A 17641-nucleotide genomic window follows, 5' to 3' on the forward strand; every position below is an offset into this window, starting at 1 on the left:
ATCTGGGCCTGCACCGCGACGGGCTCCCGCACCTGCTGAAGCTGGTCGAGCAGGGAGTGAAGGTGAAAGCCACGGGATTCGGGCGCGTCGACCTCGACCCCGAGAGTGCGCTCGCTCTCGTCGAGGTGTCCGTCCAGGGCCTGCATGCAGGCCCACTCGACCAGTCCGACGAGGTAGCCGGTTGCCGGCACCTGGGGCATCTGCGTGAAGTGGCCTGCTTCGGGCAGCAGATGGGGCACCGTGCGCTCGATGGGAACCGTGTAGGTCGCCCTCGCGGTCAGTTTCGGCTGGAGAGTCGGTCGCATTCAGTCCTCCGTGTGCTTGTTCGGTCGTGTGCTGATGCCCGGGCCGGGAACGGCCCGGCCGCGCGGGGTGCGGGCGGCGGCGACGAGCCTGGCCGCGGCCGATCCGGCGCGGCGCATGGCGTCGCTGTCACCGCTGTGGACCACGCGGGCGTTCGCGCCGTCGATCAGCAGCAACAGGTCCGAGCCCAGTTCCTCGGGGTCGGCCAGGCCGGCGTCCGCCGCCAGCCCGGCCAGGGCGGTGCGCAGCCAGTTCTTGTAGGCCAGGATCACCGCCCGACCGGGATGGTCGGCGTCGGGCAGTTCCACCGCGGCGTTGGTGAACGGACAGCCGCGGAACCCCGGCCTCGCATGGCCCAGGGCCAGCCAGTCGAAGACCGCCAGCAGCTTCTCCTCCGGGCCCGACGACACCCCGGCCAGGAACTCGGTCAGCGCCTCCTGCCTGGTCCACCGCCGCCGGTCCAGCACCGCGGCGATGAGCCCGTCCTTCGAACCGAACTGGGCGTACAGCGTCGGCTTGGACACACCCGACTGCGCCACCACCGCATCGACTCCCACCGCCCCGATGCCCTGGGCGTAGAACAACGCCGAAGCCGTCTCCAGCAGCCGCTCACCAGCGGTACTTCTCTTTTCCACGTCCCTACACTGATAGGTCTGTAAACCTGGCGTGCTGCAGACCCGTGGGCCCCTACAGTCATCTGGTTGAACTGCCCTTTGCCGCTGTGGGCGCTGTACCCGCTGGATCTGGAAGAGCGGATGGAGATCGCCGTCGGAGTGCAAACGCTGGAGGAGGGAGGGGCGCCCGGCCTGGAGCTCGAGCTGTTGCTCGGCGGACTTGTGGCCGAGACCGTGCACATCGGGTTCTGTGCCCAGCTGCCCTTGGCCTGCAACGCTCTCTTCGCCGCCATCCACGAGCGTGTACTGCGCCCGCAAGCGCCCGTACGTGAGGCCGGTCTCGTCGGGCCGGCAGAGGCACCGCAAGAAGAATTGATGACCCGGCTGATCATCCCCGTTCAGGAGAGCATGGCATGACGAAGGTGAGAGACATCGATGCCCGCGGTACGCAGCACTGCGAGACGACAGCTCTGGGGGTGCTGCTGCGGCACGAGGGACTCGATCTGTCCGAGCCCATGCTCTTCGGCCTCGGCTCCGGTCTGTCCTTCATCTACTGGGACAGCAAGAACATGGGCTTTCCCTTCCTCGGGGGGCGGGTCAAGCCTTTCGAGCTCACGAGAAACCTGACCACCAGGCTCGGGCTGGAGCTCCTGGTCCGGGAGACCACCTCCCCCCGCAGGGCATGGGAGCACGTGGCATCCGCCGTCGCCGCCGGTCACCCCGTCGGACTGCAACTCGACAGCCACTACCTCGACTACTTCGCGTCGAAGGTGCACTTCGGCGGTCATGTCGTCGCCATGTACGGCTACGACGACCACGACGCCTACCTGGTGGACACCGAACGGCAAGGCGGAGCCGTATCCACCAGCCTGACCAGCCTCGCCCGGGCCAGGGCCGCGCGCGGCCCGATGACCGCCAAGCACCGGTCCTTCACCCTCACCGCTCCGAAGAGCCCGCCCTCCCCACAGGGCCAGATCATTCCCGCCATCACTGCCTGCGCCGACGCCTTCCTCAACCCGCCCATCGCCAACCTCGGTCACCGGGGCATCGAGAAGGCCGGCAAGCGGGTACGCACCTGGCTCCAGCGCACTGACAACCCGCAGCGGGACCTTCCGCAGGCTGCCCTCTTGATGGAGAAGGCCGGCACCGGCGGCGCCCTGTTCCGCAACCTCTACCGCGACTTCCTCGCCGAATGCACCCAACTGCTCGACAGCAGCCACCTGCGCACCGGCCACAGGTTGTACGCCGAGGCGGCCACCCTGTGGACGGAAGTCGCAGCACTGATCACAGAAGCCGGTGAATCGAGCGATGCACAGTGCCTCGTACGGGCAGGCACCGTCCTCTGCGATCTTTCACGCATAGAGCGGGCGGCCATGCAGGCACTGAACTGCCTGGAGAGCGAAGCCCCAAGCGCGATCCAGCCCTGACGTTCTTCAAAAACCTTCGTTCTCTGAAGAACGCCCTGCTGTGAATGCCCGTACACGCGTGCACAGATGAGCTGGGCACTCATCGCCGAGCGCAGGGAAGTGCGGACTCTTCGGACGTCCCGAAGTCGCCTGCACTACGGTCGATTTGGCCGTAGTCATGTGCGCGACGGAGGACTTCCCAGCACGGCACGGCGCAGAGCGACGGTGCTGGTGCGGGGGATGGCACAGGAGCTGGCGACCTGGCGGCCCGTGGGGACTTACCTGGCGGCCCCAGGTGTGGGAGTGCGGTGCACGGTGCCGTCCTGCATGACGAAGTCGACGCCCGCAACGGCCGTGATGTCGTCGAAGGGGTCGGCGGGCAGGGCGACCAGGTCGGCGGTCGCGCCGGGCTGGAGGCGTCCGAGGTCGGGCCGGTCGAGCAGGTCGGCGGCGACGCTGGTGGCAGCGCGAAGGGCCCGCACGGTGGCGATACCGGACTTGACCATCGCCGGAAACTCGCGCCAGTTGTCGGCGTGCGGAAACATGCCGGCGTCGGTGCCGAACGCGATGCGCACGTTGCTCGCGGCCACGTTGTGCGCGGACTCCCGGAGTTGGTCGGCGTAGCGGGTGAACTTCACCCGTTCCGCTGGATCCTTACCCTCCCAGTAGCTGTCGTCGTCGAGGTGGTCGAGCGCGTCGAGGACCATGAACTGGGTCGGCACGAGGAACACGCCCCGTTCTGTCATCTGGGTCAGTGTCGACGCCGAAGCGAAGTTGCCGTGCTCGATCGAGCGAACACCGGCGGTGACGGCACGCGAGACGCCTTCGTCGCCGTAGGCATGCGGTGTGCAGGGGATGCCCAGTTCGCGGGCCGTGGCGACCAGCGCGTTCATCTCCTCCTGGGTGTAGGTGGTCTGTGTGGGATCGTCCGAGGGAGTGGCGAAGCCGCCGGTGGCGCCGAACTTGATCCAGTCGGCGCCGGCACGGATGTTCTCGCGCACCCTGCGCGTGATCTCGTCCGCGCCGTCTGCCAGCGCGCCGATCTCGCGGTTGAAGTGTGAGGCGAGCAGCGTCGAGGCGTCGCCATGCGCGCCCCGCGCGGAGATCAGGTACGGCGCGACGATCATCCGCGGCCCCACGATGTGACCACGGGCAATGGCGTCGCGCAGATACAGTGTGACCGGCTCGGCGGCGAAGGTGGCCAGATCGCGGATCGTGGTGAAGCCACGGTGGAGCAGGTTACGCAGTACCGGCAAGGCGCTCAGCGCGATCGCCGCAGACCCGTCGGACACGAAGGCCCGCAGGAGTCGGCTGGGATCGACGGTGGTGTGGATGTGGCAGTCGATCAGTCCCGGCAGCAGCATGCGATCGCCGAGTTCGACCACCTCGGCGCCGGCGCGGTCGACGGCCGCCCCCACCTCTGCGATCCGACCGTCGCGCACCGCCACCTCGGTGTGCCCGGAGGGCCGGTCCGCGAGTCCGTCCCAGCTCCGGTCGGCGATCAGGACTACCGCGCCCTGTTCCGTATCACAGCCACGTCTTGTCACAGCGTTACCCTCCGCTTGCGCCCCACCAGGTATCAATCGCTCGCCATCGGTCCGCCGGGGTCCAGGATCCAGTGGGGCGACAGATCGCGCATCGCGTGTCGGCCGTTCGGGTCAACGCGGTGCGCGCACTGTGACCTGGTGAGACAGTGCCGAGGGCTTCAAGACGAGCGACGGCGGGACAGGTGAGGGGTCGACGTGGCATGGCTATGGGATGTTGCACCTCGTACTCGACCTGCTGGGCACCTTCGCGTTCGCGTTGAACGGCGCGCTCACCGCGACGCGGGTGGCACGTCTGGACATCGTCGGCGTGCTCGGGCTCGCCATGGTGACCGCCCTGGGCGGTGGCGTGCTCCGGGACGTGCTCGCCGGCGCACTGCCCCCGGCGACGTTCAGCGACTGGCGGTACCTGGCGGTCGCGGTAGCCGGCGGCATGGTCACGTTCCTGCTGTGGCGGCACCTGGAGCGCTACACGACCCTGATCACGGTGTTCGACGCGGCCGGCCTCAGTCTGTTCGCGGTCACCGGTGCGACCACAGCGCTGGAGTATCACATCGGCGCGCCGCAGGCGGTGCTGCTCGGCATGGTGACCGGGATCGGCGGCGGCACGTTGCGCGACATGCTGGTGCTGCGCTTGCCGACGGTGCTGTACGCAGACCTGTACGCGATCCCCGCGCTGCTGGGGGCCGGGATCACCGTTGCATGCGAACGCACCGGCGTCTACGGTGTGCCCGCCGCACTGGGGGCGGCCGTCGCCTGCTTCACGCTGCGCATGATCGGCGACCACTACGGGCTCAACGCGCCAGGGCCGCGCCGCGCCGACGGCATCGCCGGGTCCGACGACAGCTCGGGCGACGCTGCGTCATGACCCCATGCCATCCGACATCCGGAGAGCCGCCACAGCACGTCCACGGCGTCACAATTGACCCGGCCGAGCTCTCGGCCCTGGAGGGCATTGCCTTCGCCGACGGCATCAGCGGACCACCGCACCCACGGCACAGCCGCGGACCGGGGTCGTCGTCCGTGAGCACGACCAGCCGCAGCCGGGGAGCCCCGTCCCTGCGCATACGGCCACCGTACGAAGCGAGAGTGGCCGTAGGAAGCCCAGCGGGCAGTCGGCCCGTTGCTGGTGGCGGGCCATGCCTCGCGCCGCGACGACTTCCGCGTCTCCTGCCGGGAACTGGACCTGGTCGTGGACACCGCCCTGTCCGCCGGCGCCCTTGGCGCGCGCATGACCGGCGGCGGCTTCGGCAGCTCGGTGATCGTGTTGACGGAGGTGGCCGACGTGGAGACGAAGACCAAGGCGGTCGGGGAAGCCTTCGCCACCGCGGGCTTGACCAGGCCGCGGGTGTTCAAGGCGGTGCCGGCGGCCAGGGGCCCGGCGGGTGGGCTGAGCGTTCCGGTAGCCTCGTCAGCCCCGCACATCAGTACGGGGCTGACGGTCTTTCCGGGCGGAGCGTGGGCTGGTGAAGGACGAGGAGGTCGTAGCGCGCTTCGACGGCCGGGGCCGGGTCGAGCTGCTGCTCGGCCGCTTGGAGAATGTCTTTCAGCGCAACGTCGAGGAGATCGCCCACGCGTTTGGCTACCGGCTGCTGTCCACCGAGATCGTCGGCCGCGCCCGCATCCGCTATCTCTACGAACGCGACGACGCGTCGCCCGCGCGCCGCCGGGCCGAGCTGACCATCGCACGCCTGCACACGGGCGGCCCCGTACTGCCGGCGTTGGAGTCACCCCCGTCCCCACCCCCTTCGCCCCCACCACCGCTGCCGCCTGCCACGCAGCCTCCCCCGCCCCGGACACCGGAGACGGAACCGATCCGGAGGGCGACAATCGAACGGCAGCTCCGATCAGCGAACTGACAGCTCAGCACTTCCCAACCGCAGAGCTGCACCCATCTCGCCAATGCAGCAGGAGCCTCCTGTTCTGATCTTCAGTCGCCCCACAGGCACTATCGGTTATCGAAGTGCTCGTGGGAGGTTCCATGCTGCTTGAGGGCCTGGTAGCGGTTAGCCAGGGAGTGGAACGCCTCCTTGGGTTCCCAGGGCATGTCCGGGTACGTACGCGCGTCCGTCGGGTAGCCGCTGTGCTCGTCGAGGATCTTGACGATGCCGTAGGAGGCGAGGTCGGGGTCCGGTCCGGACAGACGGTGGGGGGTGCCGTAGCCGGCGAAGCTGAACCAGAAGACGGAGTCGACGCCTTCGCTTTCGAAGATGGGCATGAGCTCGTCGAGGTAGCGGACCTGCTCGCCCTCGTCGCGCACCAGATCCGGCTTGGGGGTGACACCGTCCGGCTCCATGGCCACGTACCAGCCCGAGCCGCCGTAGTCGCCCGCCCCATGGAAGGTGCAGCAGCCGACTTCCATGATGGCGACCGGCTTGCCGTGGGTGAATTCCTTGCGCAGGTCGTCGCGGTATGTGGCGGCGTTGCGGAGGCCCCGGAAGGCGTCCAGGCCGACGATGTCGAACGGGCTCCAGTCCACGCCGTCCAGGGGGCACGAGGCGTAGCTGACCGGGCCGGCGAAGAGAGGGCGGACGGTGCGGACGACGTCGCCGAGGAAGGCGTTGACCTTGTCGGGGATGGGTCGGAGTGCGGCTTCGCGGTCGGGGCCGGCAAGGATCGGGATGCGCTCGTTGAAGGTGTCGCCGGGCAGGTACCCGCGGGCGAACAGGCTCAGTTCGCAGCCGGTGACAAGGACGACGTCTGCGCCATCATGGCGCAGACGTTCGGCTCGCTCGGCGCAGTCGGCGAAGTACGGCAGCATCTGTTCGTTGGTCATCTCGCAGGGGAACGGCGAGAACCAGACCTCCAGCCCGGCGGCCGCCGCATGCCGCGCGGTGGTCTCGATCCGGTCCGGGTCGCCGCCCGTGATGCGGATCGCGGTGCAGTGCAGATCTTCGGCGATGACCCGCATGTCCCGCGCGACGGCGTCGGCGTCGAAGACGGGGCGGGAGGTATCGCCGTTGGGAAAGGTGCCGGTGTCGTAGTGGATGCCTTTGCCTCGCATGCCTTGTGCCTCCGATGAGAATCCGCGTGTCGCCTACAGCGCGATCGTCAAGTCTCCAGCGGCGTCAGAGTCAAGCCCGGATGGTGATCAGCCGTTTGGACCCGATCGCTGCCGCCGCGCCGACAGCTCCGTCCTCCTCAGGCCGTTTTGGAAGATGGGCGGGTCAGGACCAGCATTTGGCGATATGTGATGAGACAGCATGCGAGGCGCAGGAACGCATCGTGGATGTCAGCCCTGCGTTCCCAGCGGATGCGCAAGCGTCGGAAGCGATGGAGCCAGGCGAAGGTGCGCTCGACCACCCAACGGCAGGTGCCCAGTTCAGTGCCGTGCCGGGTTCCGCGGCGGGCGATGGCCGGCTCGATGCCGCGAGCGCGGACCTGCTCGCTCGCCCGCGGTCTGCATTTGGCGCCGGGTAGGACTGCGCCGCGTGAGCGGGCCCGTGTGCGGGAGGGTGCTGAGGTCGTCCCTCCGGGGCCGGTTCCAGTTCGGCCTGTCGACGTCCATGGGGCCGGTCCCACTCACGTCCCCGCGGCCGCCGCGACGTCGGCGCCGTCGGCATGGTTCCGGCTCAGGACTTCATGCCGGGCTATCTATCCAATCGACGAGCCGAGCACACCAACCACCCTCCGTTCGGCCCGGTGAGTATTTGGGCGCCGGAGGAACATGTGTGCATCGCGACGACGCCCCCCGTCGGGCCGGCACCGGTTGCGATAGCGCCATGGCCTCCGCTGTGCGTGCACGCCTGCGGTCCTCGGACTCACACGTGCACCGCTGAGGCGTTGGCACGCCCGCGAGCACTTGCTCCACGTGCCGGCAGCCCTGATAGGTCACCTTCCGGCACGACCGGCGGGCAGCATGTCGGGCACATGGTTCCCTTCCATCAGCACCTTCATTTACGATCTGCAATATTTACAACCTCGCCACAACTAACCTCAAGGATTTCACTTTCTCCAGAAGGGAATCGTGCGAGCAGAGGCCGTGACCACGGCGTCGATCACGATCCAAACACCTCTTCGTCGACCTGTGAATATCCAGACATGTGGGATAGACGGGCATATCTGTCGCTGGACGTATCTCGCTAAATGCGCGTCAAGTAGTGGGTTTGGAAATTTTCCTGAGGTTGCTCGGGACGCCGAATCAATGGTTGCATCACGGCTGACCGCAGTGACGGGCAGTCACAGAACGACGTCGTGCCTGCATTCCTCGACACTTTGAGATCGTCGACCAGGCGCGGCAAGAACAAGAACCGAGAATGGCAACCGCCTTCCCGAACGGGTGGTGTGCGCCGGTCAGGAGGGAGCAACGTGAGTTGCTCGCACGCCGAAGGATGCCCCCTTTTCCCCCTGCTCAGGGCGAGCTTGCGGGGTTGGCGCAACTACTACTGCGACAGCGAGGGGCAGTGGCGCAGCTGCGCGCGCTACCAGATGGCACTCACCGGCGAGCGTGTGCCGATCAGCCTGCTGCCCAATGGGGCCCAGGCGCGACACCTCGAAGACATGGCGGGCGCGGACCCGTCCGGCGCCGCCGCCCCTCAGCCTGCAGCAACACGGCCACCTGAGCCGTCAGGACCTGTGCCCGCGACACCGCAAACCATGGCCCGGTTCGGGTCAACAGCCCCGCCGGACCCGGCCTGGCATCACCAACCGTCACCACCCGCACAGAGTCCCCAGCCTTCAGGCCACCCCACTCCACGCACACATCATGCGAGCTCGAAGCGTGGATGGTGGGCTCAAATCACCGATTGGATGAAAGGCCCCGCATGAGTACCTACTGGCCCTGGTGGGCGGGCGCTATCGGGCTCGCTCTGGTCACCATCAACTACGCCCTCATCACCGATCGGTCTTTCGGGGTGTCGTCCGCGTGGGATCGCGTGTTGCACTGGCGCAGCGAACGCCGCCTTGAGCGGATGGACGAGGAGTTCGCCGACGATCAAGCTCTCGCTGAGGCGCTCGCCGTGGCTACTGCGGAGCACTTCGGCACCGGCACCGGCGCGTCCACCGTGCCGCAGGTTCCGCAGGGGAAGTCGCAGCCGCTCGAATTGGACGCCGAACCGGCGGCGAGTGAGAGCCCCGCTACCACGAGCCTGCGCCCGGCCCCGCTGGTCACCCAGGCTGCCCTGCTGGTGTCGATCTTCCTTGGCGGGTTTATTGCCGCGGTCACCTCCGGGCGGTTCCAACTCCGGTACGACATGGGCCCGGGCTTTCGGGACTTGGTTACCGCCAATCCGATCACCATGATCGCCCTGCTGTTCGTGGGAGGCGTGCTGGTCGGCTTTGGCACTCGGCTGGCCGGTGGGTGCAACTCCGGCCACGGACTCAACGGCTGCGGCCGGCTGCGGCCGGTCAGCATCGTCGCGACCGCCGTGTTCTTCGGCACCGCCGTCGCGGTGTCGTTCCTCCTGTGGAAGGTGATCTGATGCGTACCCGAGGCGCTCTCCTGCTGGCCAACATCGTCACCGGACTGGCCCTCGGCTATACCGTCACCAACATCGGCTACGGGGACTACGCCGAGCTGAACCGCATGTTCACCTTCCAGGACCTGCGCATGTTCCTCTCCTTCGCCGGCGCTGTGGTGATCATCGTGTGCGCGTTCGCTCTGCTGCGGGTCCGCCGCACCCCAGGGCGCATCCACGCCGGCGTGGTCCCCGGCGCGGTGTTGTTCGGTACGGGATGGGCGATCTCAGGCGGGTGCCCGGCAATCCCGATCACCCAGGTCGCCAGCGGATACCTGCCCGCCCTCATCACAATCGCCGGCGTGACCGTCGGTATCCGGCTGTGCCGCTGGGCCAACGCCCGGTATTTCCACCTCGACCGCGGCTCCTGCGGCCTGTAACCGAGGGCGCAGATCAGCAAGACAACCAGGGTTCAGAACACACGATCTTCCCATGCCGATGTCACCCATCGGCCAACGCTTCTTCCGGGCTGCGGCGTCGAGGCGCCAGTCCCGGCCGAGCGACAGCCCTGTCCCTCAGACGGGCGAGAGGTTGCCGCGGGCGGTACTTGCCGGTCGGCCCGCGCAGCGAGGCGGGCGTCGCGCGCAGGGAGGGGACTGGTGGTGCGGGCGACGGGGCCCCTCGTGGGCCGAATCCCTCGACACATACCCGCTGTTGCTCGGCCCGTCGCTCACCTGGCCACCGGTCGAGCCGGGGCTGGAGTCGCGCGACAGGGCAGGCCAGGACCGGGTCGGGTCGGGTCGGGAATGCACCTGTGCAGCGTGACCAGCTTCGTGGGCGTGCCCGGTGCGGCCGCGACGGGCTTCCCTCCGGAATGCAGATCGTCGGGCGCGCGTTCCGGGAGGACCTGTGCCTGTGCGCGGCCCAGGCGATCGAGGACCGGGTCGGAGTTCCCGCACCGGTCGACCCGCGCGTGGGAGTCCGGGCTGATTGAGGCTGGAAGCTGGTCAAGTTCACGCAACAGGACGGGCCCGAACTCACCAGCGCCGACCGTATCGGTCAGGCTCCCCAGCCGTGACGCTGAACTGGAAAGATGGGGCATGAGCACCACCCACCGCCCTCTGGCTATCGGCCCCGAGGATCCCGCGCATGCATCCGCGGCGCCCAGGCCGGGCCGCTGATCGGTGGCAGGAAGGCGGCGTCCGCCTCGCGGCCGACGTCGCGGCCGCGCCGACCACGGGCATCTCACCGCGCCGTGCGCCAGGGCACCGGCGACGTCGGCGCCGACGTGTGCAGCCGGGGCTGTCGTCGTCCTCGGCCTGGGTCTGGTCCTCCTCCCTGGCGTCCCATGGGGTTTCGCTGTGGCATACCACGTGGCACGAGGAGGAGGAAGACACCGCCGAGAGCGGATCCGAGGCATCCTGATCTTCATTCGGCGCGCACGGGACGCTCTGCCGGTCCTGATCACGTGGCCAGGGGCTGGCTTGTGACCATGGACAGCCGCCGGAGCTTGTCGTGGTCGTCGGTGCCGGGCGGATGGCCGCCTCGCCCACGGTGCAGGGCGTCACCGGCCAATACTTCGAGGACCTGCACGGAGGCCGTCCCGGTCAGCGAGCGGGCCGGTGCCATCGCCTGCGTCGCGGCCTATGCCCTGGACCCCGACAACACGGCTCGACTGTGGGCCGTGTCCGAGGGGCTCATCCGTTAGCCCGTCGTCCTCAAGTCCGCCAGCGCAATCCGCGGCCCTCGTGGGCGTGGTCCGTATCGGTTCCGCTGGCGGATTCGATGTGCTTCCGGGGGCGTGCAACGTGCTTCCGGGGGCGTGCAACAAGGGCAGCGAAGGCAGATTCACACCATGAGCACGACTTGAACACGCGGCCAGGTGATTCGACCGAACCACCTTCGGGTCGATGATCAGACCGGCATGGCCGGAGGCTGACGCAGCATCGGCCCCGCAGTGATCTCCAAGAAACCACGGCCACGCCTGGCTCCGGTCCGGCCGCCAGAATGCCCCCGGGCGCGCGTTGCCTTCCGCGGGCCGGGGGCAGGTTCTACTGGAAGGCCGGCAGGTTGCGGGCGACCCACTCACCGAAGGGCCTGGCCGGACGGCCAAGGACGCTCTCCGTATCGGGGCTGATCGCCTGCTCGGCCGGCAGCGGGACGCCGAGGATGTCCAGGGTTCCGTCGATGACCTCTTCGGGCATGAACTGCGCCATGTGGGCTTGGGCCTGTTCGCGGGACAGTTCCACGAAGGCGACGTCCTCGCCCAGGGACTGGGAGATCACTGCGGCCTGCTGGCGCGGGCTGATGGCCTCGGGTCCGGTCAGTTCGTACGTACGGCCCGCGTGCCCCTCTTCGTGCAGTGCGGCTGCGGCGACCGCGGCAATGTCCGCCGGGTCGATGACGGGCAGGGCCACATCGCCGAACGGGGCGAAGACCGTGCGCTGGGCGCGTACCGACTCGGCCCATGCGAGGGCGTTTGAGGCGAATCCGCCCGGACGCAGGATTGTGAAGTCGGCTCCGGAGGCGCGCACGGCGGCCTCGAAGTCACGCAGGCGGGTGTGTGAAAGGGCCTCGGGGCGGGTGGAGTTGATCTGGGAGGAGAGCAGGACGAACCGCTTGACCCCGGCGTCCAGTGCCGCGCCGATCAGGGCGTCCGGGCTTTCGCCGTGGCTGTTGAGCTCGCCTCCCAGCAGAAGGAAGAAGGAGTCTGCGCCGTCGAGCACGCGCCGCATGCTCGCACTGTTGCCGACGTCCGCCTGAGCGTGCCGGACCCCTGCGGGGAGCCCTTCGGGCTGTGGGCGCCGCGAGACGGCCACCACGTCCTCGCCCCTCTCGGCCAGCAGGGGCACCAAGGTCCGTCCGATGTTGCCCGTCGCGCCTGTCACCACGATCATGACGATCTCCTCGAATTAGTTAGTTGACTGACTTACTTCGGGGACCGTAGCACGGCTCCACGGGTCGTTGTCTATAGTGAGTTGGGTGACTGACTCAGCGAAGCCCCGGGCGCGAGCGGCCGACAAGCGCCGACGACTCTCAACCGAAGCGGCCCGGATCCTGCACGAGCAGGGCGTCGAGCGCACCACCCTCGCCGACATCGCACGCGCGGCCGACGTTCCCGTCGGGAACGTCTACTACTACTTCAAGACCAAGGACGAACTGGTTCTGGCCGCGCTCTCCGAGCACAGTGCACACCTGGACGAACTCACCAACCGCCTGGACCAGTTGCCCGACCCCCGCGACCGCCTCAAGTCCCTGATCGAGGCATGGATCGACCAGCGCGAAGTCGCCGCCCGCTACGGCTGCCCCACCGGCACCCTCGCCGTCGAACTCGACAAGCGCGCCGACGGGACCCTCGACGCGGAGGCCGGAACAGTGATCCGGCGCCTGCTGGAGTGGGCCGGACACCAGTTCCGCGCCCTGGGCCTGCCCGACCCGGACGACCACGCCCTCACCCTCATCTCCGCCTATCAGGGCATGTCGCTCCTGGCCAACGCCCTGCGCGACCCGGACATCATGGCCCGCCAGGGAGCCCGCCTCCTCCACTGGCTCGACTCCCTCGAGGCCCCCGACCAGACCACCTGACCCAGAGGGCAATCACTGGCCGGACCACGCACCGCCCGGGCGAACAGTTCTGGCGAGAGTCCGGTATCGGCGGTCCCGACGGCACCGAACAGCTCCGGGCCCAGGTCGCCACACGCGAACAGCAGGACGTCGACCTGGAACTCAAGATCCAGGACCGTGACGACGACCTCGCCGCTGCCCGCGCGGCCAACCGCGAACTCATGAGGCCCACGACGGACCCGTCGGTAGCAGCGTCACGGGCCGCGCGGGGGCGATTTCCACCGGCCACTCCACCCCATCAGCCTGCTCCGTTGGGACACCGGCCGCCTGCCGGCGCACTCCCGCACTCCTGCACGGTCGGCAGACGGCCCGGGCGGCGCAGCTGCCGCGGTAGGCCGGCCTGTGCCCGGTCGCCGAACTCCGGCTCCCCGCAACGCCCTCGACGTTTCGCAGGTCACAAGGGGAAGCTTCACTGTCGTGCATCCCCCGCCACTTCACTCACGCAGGGATCAACGACCCCAGAACACCTACCGTTTCGGATCAATAGAAGACCTGCCAGCATGCCTGCGGATAGCAGCATCCGCAGCAGTCACCGGCGAACCGAGAACCTCTTCAATGCTCCCGAACCAAGGCCCGGGAGGGTCTGCGTCGTTTCACTTGGGGTGCCGTTGACGAACGTGTCACGAGTCGCAAACGCTGTTGATCATTTATGACTTTCGGCGGTGCTGACCTGGAGTGTCCGGCAATATGCGTGTTCGTGGGGCGACTGCCGGTGGGGATGGATGAGCTGGTCGAGCACTGGACGGTGCTCGACGACGAGCTGGAACTCGTGGCGGCGCGGCACGTGCCGCGGCCCCGAGGAGCAGGCTTCTGACGGCTGTTGATCGGTGGCAAAGAAGGTGAGAATCAGCAACTGGCCCAGCGTCTCCGTGGGTTCAGTCAAGCACCGTCAACACCATCAGGACTCCTACCGCCTCCACAAGCAACAAGAGTGAGCCGTATCCGAGAATCTGACCGGCAGACCACAGTCGGTGACCCGCGTCCGAGCGCAGGACCGCTCTGTGCGCAGCCAGCACCGCCGGTATGGAGATGCAGTAGACGGCTGACGCGTACAGCGACCAGTCGAGGATGTCCTGCCACGAACCGAACACAGGTCCTCGTTCATAGGAGGCCACGACCAACGACAGGATCCCCACGGGCACCAGTACCAGCAAGGCTGCGGTCACCACCCACCACCAACGCCTTCCGCTGCCCCGCCGCTCTCCCAGCCAATGGCCGAGGGCAACGGAGGGCAGTACAAAGGCGGCAGATACCAACGAGCTGATGAAGAGCAGCGCGAGCACAACCAGGGGCAGCACGAAGACTGACCTCGCCTCTGGTACCACTCCGAAAAGCGGCATCGCCAGAATCAGGCCGAAGCCCTCCACCCACAGCACAGCCATCGAAACCGACGACGGTGCGGTGCCCTGTTTCTCTCGAAGGTCCCCACGCGACAACTGCGTCATCTCGCCCCCCTATCCGGCACCCATCATCGCGGACAGGGGAGACGCAGGAACCCCCGCCTCATCCGGTGCAAGTGCCGCATCACAGAACCTGTGCCCTGGAGTGACATGACGCGCTGTTCGGATGCTGGTCCGGGCAGCATGGTGTCGTCAGGCTTGCCGGGTCGGCAGAACGAGTACGCGTCCGCGAGATCGATGACGATGAAGGGCAGCGCCTGTTGCGGATCGTCCGCAGAGGCACCGGGTCGGTGGTGACCTGGCGCCGGGCCCAGATCGTCTTGCTGTCCGCGCAGGGCGTGCCTGTAGCGAAGATCGCCGAGGTGACCTTCACCAGCTCCGACCGGATCCGGGACGTGTTCCACAACTTCAATGCCGACGGCTTCGACTCGCTCCGAAGTACAAGGGCGGCCACCCGAAGACCTTCACGCTTCCGGAGCGCCGGGGGATCAAGAAGATCGCCAAGTCCAGGCCGGCCGAGCACGCCTGACGTTCTCGACTGGAGCCCGGCCGAGCTGGCAGACTTCCAGGTCGCCGAGGGGGTGGTCGACGACATCAGCCAAGAGGGCCTGCGGGTTCTGCTCCGTGAGGAGGGCGTGTCGTTTCAACGCATAAAGAACTGGAAGACCTCCCGCGACCCTGACTACGCCACCAAGAAGGCCCGCGTCGAGCACCTGTACGCGATCGCCGAGGGCGAGTCATCTGGCGGAACAAGCACACCGCCGATATTCGCTTGCGCACCATCGTCACCCGGGTCAACGTCGCCTGACACCTGACGAAGGCAGAGAAGATGACCACGCAGACCCACCACGTCGATCACGAACTCATCCAGGCCGCGGCGCACGTGGCTCGCACTCGCTGCCGGGGTGACAACCACACCATGGCAGCGGCAGCCCGCGCCCGGAACGGCGGGATCGTCACCGCGGTGAACGCCTACCACTTCACGGGAGGACCGTGCGCGGAGCTGGTCCTCATCGGTGCGGCAGCCGCCCAGGGTGCCTACGACCTGGACACGATCGTCGCTGTGGGCGACCGCGACCGGGGAGTTGTTCCCCCGTGCGGCCGGTGCCGGCAGGTCCTTCTCGACTACTTCCCCGCCCTCAAGGTCATCGTTGGCGAAGGCGACCGCGCCCGAACCGTCCCTATCACCGACTTGCTGCCCGAAAGCTACGTCTGGGCCGACCACCAGCTCGACGCTGAGTAACCACGACACTCAGCGCGGGCCGGCACCGTCATCCGAGAACGGGGCGAATGTTGTCCGATGCGGCACCAGCTCAAGGCCTGCGCCCTGGCCAGGTAGCTGCGCTCGTACTCAGTGGACCGGCAGTCGCCAGGGGCGGAGTAAATCCTGCGGGAACATCCCGGAGGCGGGGTGCCGCCACCCACAGCTTCGGGGGCGGGATGCGGTGGTTCGGCGTCCGTTCTCGGCCGACTCCTGCCATCCGCAGCGCCTGGAACAGGGTGGGGCCCCGAGTTCAACTCCGGGCCCCACGTGCGCGTCGGACAAGGTGTGGCTGCCCTTTTCTGGCCCGCAGCCATTCCGGCATGCCTGCTCCCATTCGCTGGACTGCTACGGACACACTTGTAGGGAGGGATCAGCCGACGAAGTGGGGGATGAGTACGGCGAATTCGTCGGGGGTGGCCAGGCGGATGCCGAGGGGTTCGGCCTTGGTGCGTTTGGGATTCGGCGCCTTCCCCGGCGACGACCAGGGTGGTGGTCGGTGGGTCGACAGTGCGGGCTCGGGGCTTACCCTAGCCGCGGAAGTCCGACGGGCGCTCCGGCGACGCCTCCGTCAATGCATTGGCCACTGCGTCGATGCCGTCGCGCAGCCCGTACACCGGTGTGCCCGGCTGCTGACGCCAGGAGTCGGCGAGGGTGCCCGTGTCGACCGTGTCGAAGCCGAGTTCGTCGATCAGGGCCCGTACCTTCGCCTTGGCCGCCTCGTCGTCGCCCGCCACCGGAACCGCCTGGCGGTCGGGGTCGCCGGCCGGGCGGGGGCGGTCCAGGATGTCCTGGGCATAGGTGCCGTTGAACGCCTTGACGACGGTGTGGCCGATCTCGCGTGCCGTCCAGGCGCTCTCCGTGAGGCCTTCGTCTTCGATCGCCGCGATCCTGCCGTCCCGCTGCTGCGGGTAGTAGTTGCCGGTGTCGATCACGGCGACGCTCTCCGCCGCGCCGTCGAGGACGCCTGCCGGCAGGTTCGGGATCGCCTTGACCGGGATCGTGATCACCACGACCTCCGCGTCGCGCGCCGCCTCCTGCACCAGGACCGGTGTCGCGCCGGTCTCCTCGGCCAGCGCGGTGAGCGTCTCAGGGCCGCGGGAGTTGGCGACGGAGACGTCGTGGCCGAGAGCAGTGAGCCGCCGGGTGAGGTTGCCGCCGATGTTGCCCGCGCCAATGATGCCGATCTTCATGACAGCCTTTCCAGGTCCAGATCGTTCCATGTTTCATGCGTGCGCATATGCCTGGAGTGCGTCAACCCCGGTGCCTCCCTGCCTATTCCTCGACTACCCCAACCGACCCATGGCCCTCACACCCGTACGACGATCTTGCCCGTATGCCGCTTGGACTCCATCAACTGGCGGGTGTCCCGGATGCGGCCCAGGCCTCCGAAGGCCTAGCCGGGCGGCGACCAGGCTGCTCACTCCAACCGAAAGGGCGGAACGGGGGTGGTTGCCCCCGCTCAGTCCTTCCCTGAAGGGCCTCCGGACAACGCCGACAGGAGAAGCCCGGTGAGGTCTTGGCGCCGTTGCTTCCCGAGCACGCGTTCCAACGCGGCATCCACGTCGGCGTAGGCATTGCGCCCCGCTCGCAGGAGTTCCTGGCCAGTTGCCGTGACGTGGAGTTCTGCGGTGCGGCCTCGTCCGGGGTCGGTGCGGCGCTCGACGGCACCGCGCTCTTCCAGTTGCCGGACGGTGGCTTGGGCGCTCTGTGCGGTGATCCCTGCTCTGCGGCCCAGTTCGCTGTAGGACATTCCCGGTTCCCTCATCAGGTGACCGAGGGCCGAGAGATGGCGCAGCGTGTAACCGGTCGGCTCGAGTGCCCGTTCGACGTCATGGCGTGCTCGCCGTCCCAGGGCGGCGAGCAGGAAGGCGGTGCTGGTGGGCGGTGGCTGGGCGGTCACGACTCCTCGTTCCTCCTCGAAAAGTTTCAGTTTGACTTTAACTGGAATTCCAGGCACTCTCCAGTTTCAGCAGGTGCGACGCAAGGCCGGGCCCCGAGTTTCAGGCCAGCTGAAACGTGAATGGAGTGGACCTTGCAATGACCCCTGCACCCCCCCGGGGAGACCGAAACAGTTGGTGATTCCCGATGGG

The 17641-nt window shown here is 67.9% G+C and carries 17 protein-coding genes and 5 pseudogenes; 11 read left to right on the top strand and 11 right to left on the bottom strand.

Going from position 1 to position 17641, the window contains the following annotated elements; all coding sequences use genetic code 11:
- Positions 1-143: 143 nt before the first annotated feature.
- Positions 144-305 (bottom strand): annotated as a pseudogene (locus E0500_RS45670) (hypothetical protein); the annotation flags it as partial.
- A complete protein-coding gene (locus tag E0500_RS42155; protein ID WP_131569993.1) occupies positions 306-938 on the bottom strand; it encodes a TetR/AcrR family transcriptional regulator in 633 nt (210 codons plus the stop codon).
- Positions 939-1004: 66 nt separating this feature from the next.
- On the opposite strand from E0500_RS42155, the gene E0500_RS42160 reads away from it, so the two are divergent.
- Positions 1005-1334 (top strand): hypothetical protein, encoded by a 330-nt coding sequence (locus E0500_RS42160; protein WP_181587426.1) that lies wholly within the window; start codon positions 1005-1007, stop codon positions 1332-1334.
- Positions 1331-2344, top strand: a complete 1014-nt coding sequence (locus E0500_RS42165) for a BtrH N-terminal domain-containing protein (protein ID WP_131569995.1) — start codon at positions 1331-1333, stop codon at positions 2342-2344. Before E0500_RS42160 ends, E0500_RS42165 begins: the two co-directional genes overlap by 4 nt.
- A gap of 257 nt (positions 2345-2601) precedes the next feature.
- Here the strand turns inward: E0500_RS42165 and E0500_RS42170 are convergent, their stop codons facing one another.
- Positions 2602-3870, bottom strand: coding sequence for an amidohydrolase family protein (locus E0500_RS42170; RefSeq protein ID WP_131569997.1), 1269 nt, complete (start codon positions 3868-3870; stop codon positions 2602-2604).
- Between the two features lie 211 nt (positions 3871-4081).
- On the opposite strand from E0500_RS42170, the gene E0500_RS42175 reads away from it, so the two are divergent.
- The 3 genes and pseudogenes from E0500_RS42175 to E0500_RS44740 all read left to right on the top strand — a co-directional run bounded on the left by E0500_RS42175 (position 4082) and on the right by E0500_RS44740 (position 5726).
- Complete coding sequence (locus E0500_RS42175; protein WP_131569999.1) at positions 4082-4735, top strand: trimeric intracellular cation channel family protein; 654 nt, start codon at positions 4082-4084, stop codon at positions 4733-4735.
- Between the two features lie 240 nt (positions 4736-4975).
- A pseudogene (locus E0500_RS44735) lies at positions 4976-5261 on the top strand (galactokinase); the annotation flags it as partial.
- A 72-nt stretch (positions 5262-5333) separates the two neighbouring features.
- Positions 5334-5726: a hypothetical protein gene (locus E0500_RS44740; RefSeq protein ID WP_258573807.1), complete on the top strand. Its 393-nt coding sequence runs from the start codon at positions 5334-5336 to the stop codon at positions 5724-5726.
- Positions 5727-5815: 89 nt separating this feature from the next.
- Here E0500_RS44740 and E0500_RS42185 read toward each other — a convergent pair whose 3' ends face one another.
- Together E0500_RS42185 and E0500_RS42190 are read right to left on the bottom strand one after the other, a co-directional pair.
- Positions 5816-6871: a hypothetical protein gene (locus E0500_RS42185; RefSeq protein WP_131559493.1), complete on the bottom strand. Its 1056-nt coding sequence runs from the start codon at positions 6869-6871 to the stop codon at positions 5816-5818.
- Between the two features lie 137 nt (positions 6872-7008).
- A pseudogene (locus E0500_RS42190) lies at positions 7009-7251 on the bottom strand (transposase); the annotation flags it as partial.
- A gap of 1379 nt (positions 7252-8630) precedes the next feature.
- Between E0500_RS42190 and E0500_RS42195 the strand changes: the two are divergent.
- The 3 genes and pseudogenes from E0500_RS42195 to E0500_RS44745 form a co-directional block, all read left to right on the top strand.
- A complete protein-coding gene (locus E0500_RS42195) occupies positions 8631-9287 on the top strand; it encodes a YeeE/YedE family protein (protein ID WP_131559489.1) in 657 nt (218 codons plus the stop codon).
- A complete protein-coding gene (locus E0500_RS42200; RefSeq protein WP_131559487.1) occupies positions 9287-9703 on the top strand; it encodes a YeeE/YedE thiosulfate transporter family protein in 417 nt (138 codons plus the stop codon). Before E0500_RS42195 ends, E0500_RS42200 begins: the two co-directional genes overlap by 1 nt.
- 220 nt (positions 9704-9923) lie before the next feature.
- Positions 9924-10257, top strand: a pseudogene (locus E0500_RS44745) (indole acetimide hydrolase); the annotation flags it as partial.
- Positions 10258-10727: 470 nt separating this feature from the next.
- Here the strand turns inward: E0500_RS44745 and E0500_RS42205 are convergent.
- Both E0500_RS42205 and E0500_RS42210 read right to left on the bottom strand, forming a co-directional pair.
- Positions 10728-10892: a hypothetical protein gene (locus E0500_RS42205; RefSeq protein WP_165934865.1), complete on the bottom strand. Its 165-nt coding sequence runs from the start codon at positions 10890-10892 to the stop codon at positions 10728-10730.
- Between the two features lie 422 nt (positions 10893-11314).
- A complete protein-coding gene (locus tag E0500_RS42210; RefSeq protein WP_131559485.1) occupies positions 11315-12160 on the bottom strand; it encodes an NAD(P)H-binding protein in 846 nt (281 codons plus the stop codon).
- An 85-nt stretch (positions 12161-12245) separates the two neighbouring features.
- Here E0500_RS42210 and E0500_RS42215 point away from each other — a divergent pair, with 85 nt between their 5' ends.
- Complete coding sequence (locus E0500_RS42215) at positions 12246-12848, top strand: TetR/AcrR family transcriptional regulator (protein ID WP_131559483.1); 603 nt, start codon at positions 12246-12248, stop codon at positions 12846-12848.
- 682 nt (positions 12849-13530) lie between these two features.
- On the opposite strand, the gene E0500_RS42220 is transcribed toward E0500_RS42215, so the two are convergent.
- Entirely contained in the window at positions 13531-13770 is a 240-nt protein-coding gene (locus E0500_RS42220) for a hypothetical protein (RefSeq protein WP_131559481.1), read from the bottom strand.
- Positions 13763-14332, bottom strand: coding sequence for a hypothetical protein (locus E0500_RS42225; RefSeq protein WP_131559479.1), 570 nt, complete (start codon positions 14330-14332; stop codon positions 13763-13765). The genes E0500_RS42220 and E0500_RS42225 overlap by 8 nt, the downstream gene beginning before the upstream one ends.
- A 113-nt stretch (positions 14333-14445) precedes the next feature.
- On the opposite strand from E0500_RS42225, the pseudogene E0500_RS42230 reads away from it, so the two are divergent.
- Together E0500_RS42230 and E0500_RS42235 are read left to right on the top strand one after the other, a co-directional pair.
- A pseudogene (locus E0500_RS42230) lies at positions 14446-15063 on the top strand (transposase); the annotation flags it as partial.
- 53 nt (positions 15064-15116) lie between these two features.
- Positions 15117-15530: a cytidine deaminase gene (locus E0500_RS42235; protein WP_131559477.1), complete on the top strand. Its 414-nt coding sequence runs from the start codon at positions 15117-15119 to the stop codon at positions 15528-15530.
- Positions 15531-16078: 548 nt separating this feature from the next.
- On the opposite strand, the gene E0500_RS42240 is transcribed toward E0500_RS42235, so the two are convergent.
- Both E0500_RS42240 and E0500_RS42245 read right to left on the bottom strand, forming a co-directional pair.
- Positions 16079-16741 (bottom strand): NADPH-dependent F420 reductase, encoded by a 663-nt coding sequence (locus tag E0500_RS42240; RefSeq protein WP_131559475.1) that lies wholly within the window; start codon positions 16739-16741, stop codon positions 16079-16081.
- 269 nt (positions 16742-17010) lie between these two features.
- Positions 17011-17451, bottom strand: coding sequence for a MarR family winged helix-turn-helix transcriptional regulator (locus E0500_RS42245; protein WP_131559473.1), 441 nt, complete (start codon positions 17449-17451; stop codon positions 17011-17013).
- Positions 17452-17641 lie beyond the last annotated feature (190 nt).

The sequence above is a fragment of the Streptomyces sp. KM273126 genome (assembly GCF_004337435.2).
GTDB lineage: Bacteria > Actinomycetota > Actinomycetes > Streptomycetales > Streptomycetaceae > Streptomyces > Streptomyces acidicola.